Here is a 14,148-nt window from a genome sequence, read left to right as displayed (position 1 = left end):
GTCGGTCAGGGGCGAGGGCCGCCGTACCCGCCGGGCCACCCGTGATCGCCGTGCCCGTGGCCGCCACCGTGGCCGCCGTGCCCGCCGCGCGTGGCGGCGGTCGCCTCGAACGCCCGCTCGATCTCCTGGCTGAACGTCGAGCCCGCGGCATCCGTCGCCGTCACGCGCAGGTCGACCCAGCCGCCCGCGTCGGGAACCGGCACCTTCGCCGCATACGCCGTCACGACGTCGCGCCCCTCGGAGAACATGGGCGGGCCGTCCTCCGACGGCTCGTCGACCGTGGTGTCGGACGCCGTCTTCTTGAGGGAGACCTTCTTCCACGCACCGCCCTCGACGCGGGCCTCGAGCGTGGCGCCCGACAGGGCCGCGATTCCGGATGCCTCGGCGACGTGCCCGAGCTCCAGCCCGAGCTCCACCGACGCACCCTTCTTGCGCCCGGCGCCGGCCTTGCCCGTCGCGTCGAGGTCGACGTCGTAGTACGCCTGCAGCATCGGCAGGAGCTGCAGCGAGGTGTCACTCGCCGTTCCCGTCGAGCGGAAGGTCCACTCGGTCGTGGTCGACGTCGACGAGGCCAGGTAGGTGCCGTCGTGCGTGGCGGTGTTCACCACGCGCCAGTCGGACTCGCCGTCGGGCAGATCCCACACGGTCGCACCCTGGAACGGCGACGACTCGACGAGCTCGCCGTCGATGTACACCTCGGTGAGCTGCGAGCGGTCGGCGGCGCCGGAGTAGGTGTCGAACGCCCCGGTGTGCTCGGCGTCGGCCCCGTCGGCCCATGACGGCACGTTGATCTGCGCGTAGTCGCCCGTGCGGTTCGGCGCCCAGTAGCCGGGGCCGACGTAGGGCCGCACGATCGCACCGAAGTACGACGTCTCGACCTTCTGGCCCGGCTCGTAGGCGCGTCGGATGTCGCGCACCTGCCAACCGGCGTCGACGACCGTGGCGTCCTGGTACCACTCGACCTGATCGGTGCTCACCCACTCGGTGCGCTCGAGCCCGCGCGTGGTGCGCATCGGGAACCCGGATCCGTACTGCGTGCCCGGCACGAAGTCGTACCGGTACTCGCCGACGAGGCCGGAGTCGCCGAAGTAGGTCGTGTCGATGCGAGCGAGCTTCTTCGGCTTGTAGGCGAGCTTCTCGGGCACCGAGCCGTCGCTGTAGCGGGCGACGTCCCAGATCTCGTCGGCGTCGACGATGCCCGTGCCGGTGATCGTGAGGGACCGCTTCGCCATCGCGTCGAGCACTCGACGGCCCTGCACGCCGCTGATCGCGGCCACCGGGATCGACGTGTTCGCGGTGTAGTCGTCGGAGCCGACCCACTCGCTGAGCTCGCCGTCGCCGTCGTTGACGGTCAGCAGCAACGCGGCGCCCGCGGCGACGGCGTTCGCCGACCTGAGCGGCGCCGGAACCTCGTCGGAACGGGTCACGACGGCGACCTTGCCCCGCACGTCGACCGCGGCGAACTCCTCGGCGCTGCCATGGCCGACGTCGACCGCACGGGCCCGGATTCGACCGTCGAGCAGCGTCGAGCCGGCTTGCGCGATGAGATCGAGCTGTTCCTTGCCCGCCGTCAGCGATAGGGTCGGCTCCTGCAGGCGCCAACGCGTCGTGAACGCGAAGCTGTCGTTGCCCGGGGCGGTCATCGGCTGCGCGTACAGCTCGTCGACCCAGACCGGGGCGAGCGCACTGCCGCTGAAGCCGTCGACCGTGTAGTCCATGCGGCGCACGGTCTGCTCGAGCCCGCGCTCGCCGACGTCGACCGTGACGGGCTTCGTCGAGCGGGCGTCGAAGGCGACCGATGCGGCGCCGTCGAGCGCGACGTCCGGGTCGCCGACCAGCGCGATGGCCTGCGTGTCGGCGTCGAGGGCGACGTCCATGAACGACATGACCGAGTACAGGCCGGCGGGCAGGCGGAGGGTGGTCTCCCCTGGCACCGCGAACGGCGTGTACCAGCCGGTCGCCGCGTTCCAGAGCCAGCCCGTCGTGTCGAGCGGTTCGCCGTCGAAGTCGGTCGCCGTGACGGTGAGGTCGTAGCGCTCGGCCTCGGCGATGATGCCGAGCGGGGTGCGGGCCACGGCGTCGCCGCCGACGGTCGCGCTCAGCACGCCCGACAGCTGCACGCCTGCGGGCACCTCGGCGGGATCTGCGGTGAGCTCGACCGAGCGGGTCTCGCCCGCCGGGATCGTGAGCGAGTCGGCACTCAGGGCGAGCACGTCGGATGCCTCGGCCGCGCGCATCGGCTCGATGCCGCCGCCCGTGCCCGGCGTCGTGTCGACGAGCACGGCCGACAGGTCGACGGTGAGCTCCGCGTCGCCGCGGTTGGCGTACTCGACGGTGCGCGTGACCGGCGAGGCGTCTTCACCCCACGACAGCATTCCGAAGTCGCCGGAGCCCGAGGCCACGACGTCGGACTCGATCGCCGACGCGACGTCGACCACGCCCGCGCCGACCTGGTACGGCGTGAGCCCGACATCCGTCGCCGTGCTCATGAGCGCCGCGCGCAGCTGCGTCGAGGTGTACTCGGGATGCTGCTGCTTCACGATGGCGGCGGCGCCCGCGACGTGGGGGGTCGCCATCGACGTGCCGCTCATGCTGATGTACGAACCTTCGCCGTCGCTGTCGGCCGAGCGCGCGGCGGTCACGTCGTTGCCGGGGCCCGCGAGGTCGGGCTTCAGGGCCCCGGAGCGCACGAGCGGCCCCTGGCTCGAGAACCACGAGAGCTCGCCCGACGGGTCGTCGACCGAGCCGATGGTGAGTGCGCTCGCGGCCGATCCGGGCGAGCCGATCGTCTCGGGCGACGACGAGTTGCCCGCCGCCACGATGAACAGCGCATCGGTCTCGGCCGAGATCTCGTTCAGCGCCTGCGACATGAGGTCGGTGCCGTCGTCGCCGTACTGCGTGCCGAGGCTCATCGAGACGATGTCGGCACGCTGTGCGGCCCACTCCATCGCCGAGATGATCCACGAGTCCTGGCCCTCGCCCGACGCGCTCAGCACCTTGCCGACCAGCAGGCTCGCGCCGTCGGCGACGCCGCGATGGGTGCCGCCGCTCGCGGCCCCGGTGCCGGCGATCGTCGAGGCGACGTGCGTGCCGTGCCCGTTGGGGTCGTCGGCCACGGACTCGTCGGGCACGAAGCTCGTCGAGTCGGCGAGCACCCGCCCAGCGAGGTCGGGGTGGGTGTCGTCGTACCCGGTGTCGAGCACGGCGACGGTGACGCCGACGCCCGTGTAGCCGGCCGCCCAGGCCGCGGGCGCGCCGATGTACGGCACGCTCGAGTCGAGCGTGGCCTGCACCTTGCCGTCGAGGTGGATCGCGGCGATGCCACCGCCGAGGGGCACGGGCTCGTCGGCCGAGAAGGCGCGCGCGTCGGCCGCCGGGGCCGCCGCGGTCAGCGCCGACCAGGTCGCCTCGGCGTCGGCGTGTGCGGCCGTCGCCGCGGCTCCGCCGATGCTCGCGAGCGGTTCGCCGACGTCGACGCCCGGCAGCGGCGCCGGGGCCGAGAATCCACGGGCGGTCGGCGCGTCGTCGAGCTCGAGGATCACCGGTGTCGAGTCGACCGAGGCGTCGTCGTAGCCGAACTCGATGAGTCGGGAGACGTTGAACAGGTCGCGGTCGACGACGCCGGCCGTGACGAACCGCATCGCCGAGGCGGGCAGCACGTGCAGGTCGCCGTCGACCTCGATGGTCTGGAACGACTCGGCCGGGTCGACCTGGTCGATCTCCACCGCGTGGCCGCCGCCGACCACGTCGGTCACGGTGACCCGGTCGCCCGTGATGAGGGTGACGGTGCGCGAGCCCCCTGCGGCAGCCGGGGCTGCGATCGAGGCGCCCGGCGGCGGCGCCCCCGGGTCTGCCGGGTCGGCGCCCGCCGGGAGTGCGGCCGCGCCGACTCCGGCGATGCCGATCGCGAGGCCGCTGATGGCGGCGAGCATCGATCGGCGGCGGAATGCGGATGGTCTCGTGCTTCGTGGCATAGGGATACCTCTCACGCGTTCGTACTGGTTGCCTGCCAACCTGTCACGCGCGTTGGCTAGGGTGGTGGCGGAGAGATGCCATGGCTTCGATCCGCCATGGCGGCGGTCGGGTCGACGCGGAACGGAAGGCGCTCGTGCTCGAGGCGATCGGACTGGACGACGAGCACACCGCGCTCTACCGGCTGATCCTCGAGGCTCCGTCGGCGAGCATCGACGAGCTCGCCGCATCCGCCTCGAAACCACCGGCCGAGGTGCGCGCGATCGTGGCCGAGCTCGAGCGGCTCGGCCTGCTCGCCAGGCAGGCCTCCGCGCCCGATCGGGTCGTCGCGTCGCCGCCGTCGCTCGCGCTGCAGCCGATGCTGCTCGATCGCGAGCGCCGGCTCACCCAGGCGCACGAGGCCCTCGTGCAGCTGAGCGAGATCTACCGTCGAGGTGCCGCGCAGCGCGACGCCCCCGACGTGGTCGACGTGGTGCTCGGAGCCGATGCGGTGCGGCAGCGCTTCGCGCAGCTCCAGGCGTCGGCGACACGCGAGGTGCGCGTGTTCGTGCTGAGCGACGTCGCGTTCCTCGACGCCGATCAGAACACGGCCGAAGACGAGGCGCTCGCCCGTGGCGTGGCCTACCGCGTGATCGTCGAGAAGGCGGTGCTCGAGCGGCCGGGGTTCATCGACTCGGCGAGGGAGGCGGCCGCCTACGGCGAGGAGATCCGCGTGCTGCCGACCCTGCCGACGCGGCTGATCATCGCCGACGACGACGTGGCCATGCTGCCGATGCACTCGCGCGGCGAGGAGCGATCCTCTGGTGCGCTGCTCGTGCATCCGAGCGGCCTGCTCGACCTCCTGGGCGAGACGTTCGAGGGGCACTGGACGGCGGCGACGGAGTTCCTCACCTCCGCGGAGCTGCCAGGCGCCCACGACGCGGTCGACCGCGACCTGTTGAAGCTCCTACTGCTCGGCCTCACCGATGCCGCCGCGGGCGCGCAGCTCGGCATCTCGGTGCGCACCGTGCAGCGGCGCGTGGCCGCGCTCATGGAGACCGCGGGCGTCACGACGCGGCTGCAGCTCGGCGCCGAGGCCGTGCGCCGGTCGTGGGTGTGAGCCCGGCCCGGGCAGTGCAGACGCCGGATGCCGCGTCGAGGCGTCTCGACGCGGCATCCGCGATCTGCATGGTGGGCGTTCGACGCCCGCGGCTCAGGACTTGGGAGGCTCAGGCCTTCGGGTAGGTGTAGAAGCCCTCGCCCGTGGCGACGCCGAGCTTGCCCTGGTCGATGTAGTGCTCCTTGATGAGGTCGGCGAACGCCTGCTGCTTCGGGCCGCCGGCCTTCGAGATGTTGTAGGCGGTCGTGAGGCCGACGATGTCGTAGATCTGGAACGGGCCCATGGGCGCGCCGGTGCCGATGCGCCAGGTCTTGTCGATGGCGTCGGGCTCGGCGATGCCGTCGACGAGCAGCTCGCCCGCGGCCGAGAGGAACGGCACGAGCAGCGAGTTCAGCAGGTAGCCGGCCTTCTCCTTCTTGATCTCGATCGGGACCATGCCGATCTTGCCGGCGAAGTCGACGACCGTCGCGTACACGGCGGGGTCGGTGGCATCCGTGCCCATGACCTCGGCGGTGTTGTGCGCCCAGACCCGGTTGGCGAAGTGCAGCGCGAGGAACCGGTCGGCACGGCCGGTGAACGGCGCGAGGTCGCTCGGCAGCAGCGTCGACGAGTTGGTGGCGAAGATCGTGCGCTCGGGGGCGAGCGCGGCGAGCTTCTCGTAGGTCGCCTGCTTCAGGGCGAGCTGCTCGGGCACGGCCTCGATGACGAGGTCGGCGTTCGCGACGGCCTCGCCGAGGTCGGCGCTCAGGGTGATGCGGGCGAGCGCGGCGTCGACGGACGCATCGTCGGCACCGGCGACGCGCTCGGCGACGTAGGTGCGGGCGAGGCCGGCGAAGCGCTCCTTCGCAGCTTCGAGCGCGTCGTCGCTGATGTCGTAGGCGACGACGTCGAAGCCGCTGAACGCGGTCTGGTAGGCGATCTGCGAGCCGAGCACACCGGTGCCCAGCACGGTGACGTTCGCGATGGCGGTCATTGCTGTTCCTTCTCTTCGGGTGTCCCTTGTGGGGCGTTGGACGACCCGGTCGGGTCGTCGAGCGGATGCCGCGGGCGGGTCTCGCTCGCGGCTCCTGCGTCGGGGTGGTCGACGTTGAATCGCTGCAGGTCTCGCGCGAACCGGGCGACCTCGGCGTCGCTCCATCCGTCGAGCTGCGAACCGACGATGCGGTGCAGGATGCCGATGGCCTCGTCGTAGGCGGCCAGGCCCGTCTCGGTGAGTTCGAGCCGGCGGCCCCGGCCCGAGCCGTCGGTCGCCTCGCGGACTACTCCGAGGGCCGTGAGCCCCGCGAGCTGCCGCGAGACCGTGGACCGGTTGAGCCGGTAGGCCTCGGCGATGTCGACCGAGCGGCACCCCGGGTGGTCGACGATGAACCCGAGGATCGACTGGTCGGTCATGCTCAGGCTGAGGTTCGCGGTGCGCGCGTCGGCGACGCCGCGGCGGCTGATGACGATGAGCGCCCGGAGGATGTCTGCGGTCGCGGTCTCGCGCTGCGACTCGGCCATGTCCGCCTCCTGATGATTGCTCGATGCACTGTTGCTGAATACAACGCTATGGCGACGTGTTGCATTCCGCAACATTGCGATCCGGCCGAAATGCACGCACGACGACCAGGCACGCGTGATAGTAAAGAAACCTGACGAACCTCGCGTCATGATTCGGGGGTTCGTGCGTCTCTCGAAGCGAGGGCGGTCCGCAGAGCGGGTCCGACCTCGCCGGGGCACGAAGGTGCCCCACCGCGGAAGCCGTCGACGACGGAGACCCCCTTCCGCGGAGCACCGCCTCACCCGAACGGAGTTCCACGTGTCCACGCCCACGCCCACGCCTCGTCGCGCCCGCGCCGACGCCCGCCTGCGCCGCAGCCTCGGTCTGCTCGCGATCACGGGCCTCGCCGCCTCCGGTGCCGTCGCCCTCACCGTGACCGGAGCCGCCGCGCCTGCCTCGGCGACCGCCTCGACCTCGGCGACCGGCTCGCCCGCCGCGACCTGCCCGCCCTCGGGCGAGATGCCCCCGCTCGGGCACCTGCCCGTGTTCACCGACTCGAACGTCGCCGTCTTCGCGGGCGGCGACTACCGGGTCGAGGGCGGCGCGGCCGAGTCGGAGGGCCTGCTGCTCGTGGCCGGCGGCGCGACCTTCGCGAAGAGCGCGGGTGGCGTGTTCAACATCGGCTCGGCCGGGTACGGCTCGGGCATCACCCCCGCGGCCGGCACCCAGATGCTCGCCGTCGGCGGCGACCTCGCGACCGAGAATGGCACGCAGCTGCACGTCGGCGCGAACCTCGACGGCGGCGGCAACGTCGACGTCGGCGGCACGATCGCCCCGGATACGACCTTCGACCTCTCGGGCGGCCGGGCCACCGGCGGACTCGGCGCGGCGACCGCGATGTCGCCGAACGCGGGCTTCGCCACGGTGCTCGACGACGCCTCCGCCGACCTCGCGGCGCTGGCCGCGACCGACGACGCGCGCACGAGCGGCGGCCAGTTGCGCTTCTCGAGCGACATCGACCGCGAGCTCTACGTCTTCAGCATCCCGGCCGAGAAGCTCGGAACGTACTCCGAGATCGTGTTCGACCTCGCCTCCGCCACCGCTCCCGTGCTCATCAACGTCACGGGCTCGAGCCTCGCGTGGGCGCCGAACTACTTCGCCGACGGCGGCGTGCGCTTCGACGGGCCCTCGAGCCCGGAGTTCGGCACCTGGGCCGCGCGCCTGGCGTGGAACCTTCCCGACGCGACGACCCTCTCGCTCGGCACGAACGGCCAGCTGCTCGGGTCGGTGCTCGCTCCTGAGGCCGACGCGAGCGTCACGACCTCGACGAACGGCCGCCTGCTCGTCGGCGGCGACCTGACGGTGAGCGGCAACGGCGTCGAGCACCACAACTACCCGTGGACCGGGCACGCCGACCTCGACTGCACGCCCGAGGAGCCGGCGCCGCCGATCGATCCCACGGACCCGACGGACCCCACCGACCCGACGGACCCGACCGACCCCACCGACCCCACCGACCCGACCGACCCGACCGACCCGACCGACCCGACGAACCCCACCGACCCGGGCGAGCCGACCGACCCCGAGGTCACGCCGACCCCCGAGCCCGCACTTCCGGACACGACCCCGACCGAGCGTCCGGGCGTCCCGCTCGCGAACACGGGCGGCGGTGACGCGGCCGAGGGCGGCCTGGCCTCGACCGGGTTCGACGCCCTCCCCCTCGCGCTCGGCGCCGGAGCGCTCCTCGCGGCCGCCGGCGGCCTGCTCGTGATCGCGCGTCGTCGCCGCGCCTGACCGGCACGAACCTCCACGGATGCCCCGGGCCTCGGCTCGGGGCATCCGTCGTCTCTCCTCACGCCTCGAGCAGGCCCCTGAGGTCGTCGGCGGTCAGCGCCTCGGCCGCACGGGGGTCGGCGGCGTCGGTGCCCTCGTCGAGGATCGACGCGACGAGCTCGCCCTTGCGGGCCTTCAGCGCCATGACCTTCTGCTCGATGGTGTCGGCCGCGACGAGCCGGTAGACCATGACCTGCTTCGTCTGCCCGATGCGGTGGGCGCGGTCGACGGCCTGCGCCTCGCTCGCGGGGTTCCACCAGGGGTCGAGCAGGAACACGTAGTCGGCCTCGGTGAGATTCAGCCCGAAGCCGCCGGCCTTGAGGCTGATGAGGAACACGGACGCCTCGCCCGACCGGAATCGCGCGATCTCGGCGTCGCGGCGGCGCGCCGGGGTCGAGCCGTCGAGGTAGGCGTACGGCACGCCGGCTGCGTCGAGCCGCGAGCGCGCGCGACCGAGGAACGTCGTGAACTGGCTGAACACGAGCGCCCGGTGCCCCTCGGCGAGCACGTCGTCGAGCTGTTCGAAGAGCGCGTCGAGCTTCGCCGAGGGCACGCTCGCGTAGGCCTCGTCGTCGATGAGCGTGGCGTCGAGCGCGAGCATGCGCAGCAGCGTGAGCGATCGATAGACGATGAAGCGGTTGCGGTCGAGGTCGTCGATGAGGCCGAGCAGCTTCTGCCGTTCGCGCTGCAGCATGGCGTCGTAGAGCCGGCGGTGCGTCGGCGCGAGGGCGACCTCGAGCACCTGCTCCTGCTTGGCGGGCAGCTCGGGCGCGACGTCGTCTTTCGTGCGGCGCAGCATGAGCGGGCGGATGCGGCGGCGCAGGCGGTCGCGCCGCTCGACGTTGCGGTCGAGCTCGATCGGTCGCCGGTAGAGCTCGTCGAAGCGGCGACGCGAGGGGAACAGCCCGGGCGCCACGATCTGCAGGATCGCCCAGAGCTCGCCGAGGTCGTTCTCGATGGGCGTTCCGGTGACGGCGAGGCGGAACGGCGCGCGGATGCCGCGGGCCGCCGCATGCACCTTGGTCGCGGCGTTCTTCACGAACTGCGCCTCGTCGAGCACGAGCCCGCCCCACTCGAGCGCGCCGAACGCCTCGGCCTCGAGCCGCAGCACCGCGTAGGTCGTGACGACGAGGTCGGCGTCGGCCGCGGCGTCCGCGATGCTGCTGCGTCGCTTCGCCTGGGTGGCGGTGACGGATGCCACGCGCAGGCCCGGCGTGAACCTCGCCGCCTCGCGCACCCAGTTCGAGGCGACCGACGTGGGGGCGACGACGAGCACGGGCGCTCCCGCACCCGACTCGCGCGCGTGCGCCACGAGTGCGAGCGTCTGCGCCGTCTTGCCGAGCCCCATGTCGTCGGCGAGGATGCCGCCGAGCCGGTTCGCCCAGAGGTAGGCGAGCCATCGGAACCCGGCGAGCTGGTAGGGCCGCAGCGGCAGCGCGAGACCCTCGGGCTGCGGCAGCGGCTCGACCATGCCCTGCTCGAGAGCCTCGACCGTGCGCCGCCACGACACCGCGGGTTCGGCCTCGTGCGCGAGGTCTTCGAAGTCGGCCCAGAGGCTCGTGCGGCTCGGCGCGATCCGCAGGCCCACGCCCCCCTCCGGGCGGCTACCCCACTCGTCGAGCGTGCCGGCCTCGTCGATGAGCGCCTTCAGTTCGTCGAAGATCGGCTGGTTGAGCATCAGGTAGGTCTTGTCGACGAGCAGCAGGCGGCGCTGCCCCTTCGCGAGCGCGCGGTACAGCGGCATGAACGGCACGGGCTTGCCGTCGATCGTGATGACGACGCCGAGGTCGAACCAGTCGGTCTTGCGCGATTCGACCGTCGTGACGCGCACCTTGGGCGGCTCGGTGAGCAGCCGGTAGTCGGGGCGGTCGCCGACGGTCTCGATGCGCAGCGGATGCCGCATGCCGAGGGCCTCGAGCTTCGGCAGGCGTTCGGCGACGAATTCGGCCGCATCGACGCCGCGGATGATGACGGTCTCGAACGGCACCCAGCCGAGCACGTCGGCGACGCGCGCCAGCAGGTCGTCGTCGAGGTCGGGGTCGTCGGCGGGGGACGCGGCCCTGCCGACCCGGCCCTCCCCGGCGTCGGCGGCGTCGGCGTCGGCGTCGGCGTCGGCGGCATCTGCTCCGACGAGCGTGGTGCGACCATCGGCGTGCTCCCAGTGCCAGGCGAGTCGCAGCACGTCGCGCGGCTCGAAGCGCGCGACGAGCACGAGCGTCGCGGGCGGCAGCGCCGGCGGCTCGAACGACGCATTTCGGCTCAGCACGGGCACGGCGCGCGCGAGCGCGGGGTACGCCCGGTCGAACTCCGCGCGCTCGGCAGCGGGCACGTGCACGGTCGCAGCGCCTGGCGCCGTACCCGACTGCGCGAGCAGGGCCAGCACCGCGTCGGACGGCGGCTCGGCGAACGGCGCGAGCTCGAGGCATCCGTCGTCGAAGTCGAACCGGTAGAGCCCGTGCTCGCCGATCGGCCGCACCCCCGCGAGCGTGCGCGGCGACCTGTCGAGCGCGAGCTCGGGCACGAGGTCGAGCGCGCCGTCGGCGGCCGCGCGGGCGTCATACGCGATGGAGGCGACGTCGTGCACGCGCACGTCGGGCACGGCATCGGATCCGACGAGTGCGATGCCCAGCCGGCCCGCCTCACCGAGCAGGGCCCAGAGCAGCGGGCTCTCGAACTCGTCGAGCGTGATCCACTCGGAGCCGTAGGTCGTGTAGGTGCTGGGCGATGAGCCCTTGAGCAGCGCGAACTGCGCGAACCAGCGCGCCTGCGCCGGGTCGTACCCGCCGGCCTCGCCCTGGTAGGCGATGTTCTGCCAGGTCAGCGACGCCTTGATGAACGCGCCGCGCGCACCCTCGGCGACCGGGCGAACGGCGAGCCGGTCGACGGAGGTTGCACGCCTGGCCGGCTCGTCGCGCGGACCCTGCCACTGGCCGCTGCGCCGCTGCACGCGCCGCCGCAGGTCGAACTGGAGCCCGAGGCGCCGGCCCGGAGCCGGCCGGCCGCCGGCGGATGCCGCCTCGCCCGGTCGATGCGGCGGCAGCGCCGCCCGCCAGTCGCCCGCCGCCGGGGTCGGGGCGCGCGGCGGCTGATCGGTCACCCGTTCATGCTCGCACGAGCCGCCGACGAGGGAGTGCCTCGCTGCGCTACCGCGCCTCGACGATGCGCACGCCCGTCTCGCGGAGGCGTTCGAGCGAGGTCGCGTCGGCCTCGGCATCGAGCACGAGCCCCGTGACGGCGTCGAGGGGCAGCACCTGGTGCGGCGACGCGGCACCCACCTTCTCGGCGCTGCCGAGCGCGTACGTCTCGGCGGCCCGGGAGGCCAGCACGCGCTTCATCGCGGCCTCGTCGGCGTCGCCCGTGGTGAGCCCGGTCGTCGGGTGGATGCCCGTGACCCCGAGCAGGAACAGGTCGGCGTTGACGCGGTTCGCGGCCTCGACCGCCGCCGCGCCCGACGCGACCATCGAGTGCCGGAAGAGGCGGCCTCCGATGAGGATCACCTCGGCCTCGTGCTCGAGCAGCGCGACGGCGATCGTGGGGCTGTGCGTGACGATGGTGCACTCGAGCGACCGGGGCAGGTGCTGCACGACCGCGAGGGTGGTCGTGCCGCCGTCGAGGATCACGGTGAGGCCCGGCTGCACGAGCGCGGCCGCCGCGGCCGCGACCCGCGACTTGCTGTCGGAGGCGATCGCGGTGCGCGCGCCGTAGTCGGCGACGGCGGGCGACGCGGGCACGGCGCCGCCGTACACCCGGGTGAGCAGGCCCTCGGCCGCGAGCTCGCGCAGGTCACGGCGGATGCTGTCTTCGGAGAGGTCGAGCTCGGCGGCGATCTCCTTGGCCACGATGCGTCTGTCGCGGTCGAGACGTTCGAGCAGCAGCGCCCGTCGGGTCGCGGTCAGCATTCGCACTCCTTCACGTTGTTTCACGTTTCTACACATTCTGCACTAGTCTGCCGAGCATGACCAGCACCGCACCCCTGATGATCCTGATCGCCGGACCGTACGCCTCGGGCACCGACGGTGACCCCGCCCGCATGCAGCAGAACCTCGCCCGGCTCGAGGAGGCGGCCTGGCCCATCTTCCGCGCCGGCCACATCCCGATGATCGGCGAGTGGGTCGCACTGCCCGTGCTCTCGAGCGCGGGCGCGAGCGGCCCGACCGATCCGCTCGCCGCCGAGGTCATGTACCCGACCGCCGAGCGCCTGCTGCAGCACTGCGACGCGGTGCTGCGCCTGCCCGGCGCCTCCAAGGGTGCCGACCAGGATGTCGCGATCGCCAGGTCGCGCGACCTGCCGGTGTACTTCAGCCTCGACGAGGTGCCGGGCGTCGACGCCGCCTGACGTGCACGCGGGCGGGCCTCGCACGGCCCGCCCGCGGCATCCGAGAATCAGCGTCCGGCGGGTGCCGGCTCGAGCATCTCGACCGAACGATCCCAGAGCTCGCGGGCCAGGTCGGCGTCGTCGGCCAGCCGATGCGCCCGAGCCGGGCGCGACCGCGTGTAGTAGAGCCCCGTCGGGTAGTCGACGCCGGGCTCGCCCTCGGCGAGGAAGACGAGCGTCGACGCGCCCTGCTCGGGCGACTGCATCACGAGGTCGCGCAGGCGCCAGCGGTAGAGCCCCGCCATGCCCGTGCCCTCGTCGACCGAGAAGTTCGTCGCGATCGCTCCGGGATGGAACGCCGTCGAGGTCACGCCCTCGGCGCCGTGGCGTCGCTCGAGCTCCTTCGTGAAGAGCACCTGGGCGAGCTTCGCGTTGCCGTACGCGCGGATCGGGCGGTATCGACGCTCGGACTCGAGGTCGTCGAGGTCGAACCGCGAGAAGATGCGGTTCGCGAGGCTCGACGTGTTGATCACGGTCGCCTTCGAGGCGATGAGCGTCGGCATGAGCAGCTGCGTCAGCAGGAACGGGGCGAGGTAGTCGACCTGGAACGTCGTCTCGTGGCCGTCGACCGTGACCGTGCGCTGCTTGCCGAAGATGCCGCCCGCGTTGTTGGCGAGCACGTCGATCCTCGGATGCCGCGACGCGAGGTTCGCGGCCAGCTCGCGCACCGAGGCCAGGTCGGCGAAGTCCGCGAGGTGGTGCTCGACCCCGAGCTCGTCGGCGACCGCGCGCGTCTTCTGCGGCGAACGTCCGACCACGACGACCTCGTGCCCGTCGGAGTGGAGCCTGCGTGCGGCGGCACGGCCGATGCCGTCGCTCGCGCCAGTGATGACGATGACCTTCTGCGCCACGCTGCCTCCTGGGGGGTGAGAGCCCAAGCCTAGGCGGGCCGCGCATGCCGCGCACCGGCGCTCACGCCTCGACGGCGACCTCGTGGGCGATGCGCCACCGATCGGCCTCGCGGCGCAGGCCGATCGTCGCGCGGAGCACGAGGTGCAGTCGGCGGCCGCCGAGCACCCGGTACGACACGCGCTCGAGCGTGCGGCACTCGGCCAGGTCGCCCATGAGCCGCACGGACTCGACCTGCACCGACCAGCGGATGCGTCCCTGCAGCAGCTCGAACCACCCCCAGATCGTCACGGCGTCGCGGGCGGGGTCGGCGAGCCTGGTGACCGGCGGCACCGGGCCCACGACGGGCGCGCCCGGCACGTAGCGCGCGGCCAGCCAGTCGGCGTCCCTGGCACGCATGGCCGCGCCGCGCTTCGAGACGATCCAGGTGATCTCGGCGTGGTCGACGCGAACCTCGTGCGCGAGGTCGTGCGGGGCTTCGCTGTGCTTGGTCATACCTGGACGACGAACCGGCGACGCCGGGATCGACATCGACCGGTG

The 14,148-nt window shown here is 72.7% G+C and carries 10 protein-coding genes; 3 read left to right on the top strand and 7 right to left on the bottom strand.

Going from position 1 to position 14,148, the window contains the following annotated elements; translation table 11 throughout:
- Positions 1-5 precede the first annotated feature (5 nt).
- The gene (locus ACFVS8_RS14145; protein WP_387063365.1) at positions 6-3,932 is read right to left on the bottom strand and encodes a S8 family serine peptidase; all 3,927 of its coding nucleotides are present in this window, start codon (positions 3,930-3,932) and stop codon (positions 6-8) included.
- A 122-nt stretch (positions 3,933-4,054) separates the two neighbouring features.
- Here ACFVS8_RS14145 and ACFVS8_RS14140 point away from each other — a divergent pair, with 122 nt between their 5' ends.
- A complete protein-coding gene (locus tag ACFVS8_RS14140) occupies positions 4,055-5,071 on the top strand; it encodes a transcriptional regulator TrmB (RefSeq protein WP_387063363.1) in 1,017 nt (338 codons plus the stop codon).
- A 109-nt stretch (positions 5,072-5,180) separates the two neighbouring features.
- Here ACFVS8_RS14140 and ACFVS8_RS14135 read toward each other — a convergent pair whose 3' ends face one another.
- On the bottom strand, positions 5,181-6,044 hold the full coding sequence (locus ACFVS8_RS14135) for a 3-hydroxyacyl-CoA dehydrogenase (RefSeq protein WP_387063360.1): 864 nt from the start codon (positions 6,042-6,044) through the stop codon (positions 5,181-5,183).
- A complete protein-coding gene (locus ACFVS8_RS14130) occupies positions 6,041-6,571 on the bottom strand; it encodes a MarR family winged helix-turn-helix transcriptional regulator (protein WP_387063357.1) in 531 nt (176 codons plus the stop codon). The genes ACFVS8_RS14135 and ACFVS8_RS14130 overlap by 4 nt, the downstream gene beginning before the upstream one ends.
- A gap of 298 nt (positions 6,572-6,869) precedes the next feature.
- Between ACFVS8_RS14130 and ACFVS8_RS14125 the strand changes: the two genes are divergently transcribed.
- Positions 6,870-8,345, top strand: coding sequence for a choice-of-anchor A family protein (locus tag ACFVS8_RS14125; RefSeq protein WP_387063354.1), 1,476 nt, complete (start codon positions 6,870-6,872; stop codon positions 8,343-8,345).
- 58 nt (positions 8,346-8,403) lie between these two features.
- Here ACFVS8_RS14125 and ACFVS8_RS14120 read toward each other — a convergent pair whose 3' ends face one another.
- Positions 8,404-11,481 (bottom strand): DEAD/DEAH box helicase, encoded by a 3,078-nt coding sequence (locus ACFVS8_RS14120; protein ID WP_387063352.1) that lies wholly within the window; start codon positions 11,479-11,481, stop codon positions 8,404-8,406.
- Between the two features lie 46 nt (positions 11,482-11,527).
- Entirely contained in the window at positions 11,528-12,283 is a 756-nt protein-coding gene (locus ACFVS8_RS14115; protein ID WP_387063349.1) for a DeoR/GlpR family DNA-binding transcription regulator, read from the bottom strand.
- 56 nt (positions 12,284-12,339) lie between these two features.
- Here ACFVS8_RS14115 and ACFVS8_RS14110 point away from each other — a divergent pair, with 56 nt between their 5' ends.
- Positions 12,340-12,720: a DUF4406 domain-containing protein gene (locus ACFVS8_RS14110; protein WP_387063346.1), complete on the top strand. Its 381-nt coding sequence runs from the start codon at positions 12,340-12,342 to the stop codon at positions 12,718-12,720.
- Positions 12,721-12,767: 47 nt separating this feature from the next.
- On the opposite strand, the gene ACFVS8_RS14105 is transcribed toward ACFVS8_RS14110, so the two are convergent.
- Positions 12,768-13,610, bottom strand: coding sequence for an SDR family NAD(P)-dependent oxidoreductase (locus tag ACFVS8_RS14105; protein WP_387063344.1), 843 nt, complete (start codon positions 13,608-13,610; stop codon positions 12,768-12,770).
- A 61-nt stretch (positions 13,611-13,671) separates the two neighbouring features.
- Positions 13,672-14,103 carry a nuclear transport factor 2 family protein gene (locus ACFVS8_RS14100; RefSeq protein ID WP_387063341.1) on the bottom strand — a complete coding sequence of 144 codons (432 nt, stop codon included), beginning with the start codon at positions 14,101-14,103 and terminating at the stop codon, positions 13,672-13,674.
- Positions 14,104-14,148 lie beyond the last annotated feature (45 nt).

The sequence above is a fragment of the Agromyces sp. NPDC058110 genome (assembly GCF_042884735.1).
Lineage (GTDB): Bacteria > Actinomycetota > Actinomycetes > Actinomycetales > Microbacteriaceae > Agromyces.
This window is presented reverse-complemented; position numbering and strand designations above follow the sequence as displayed.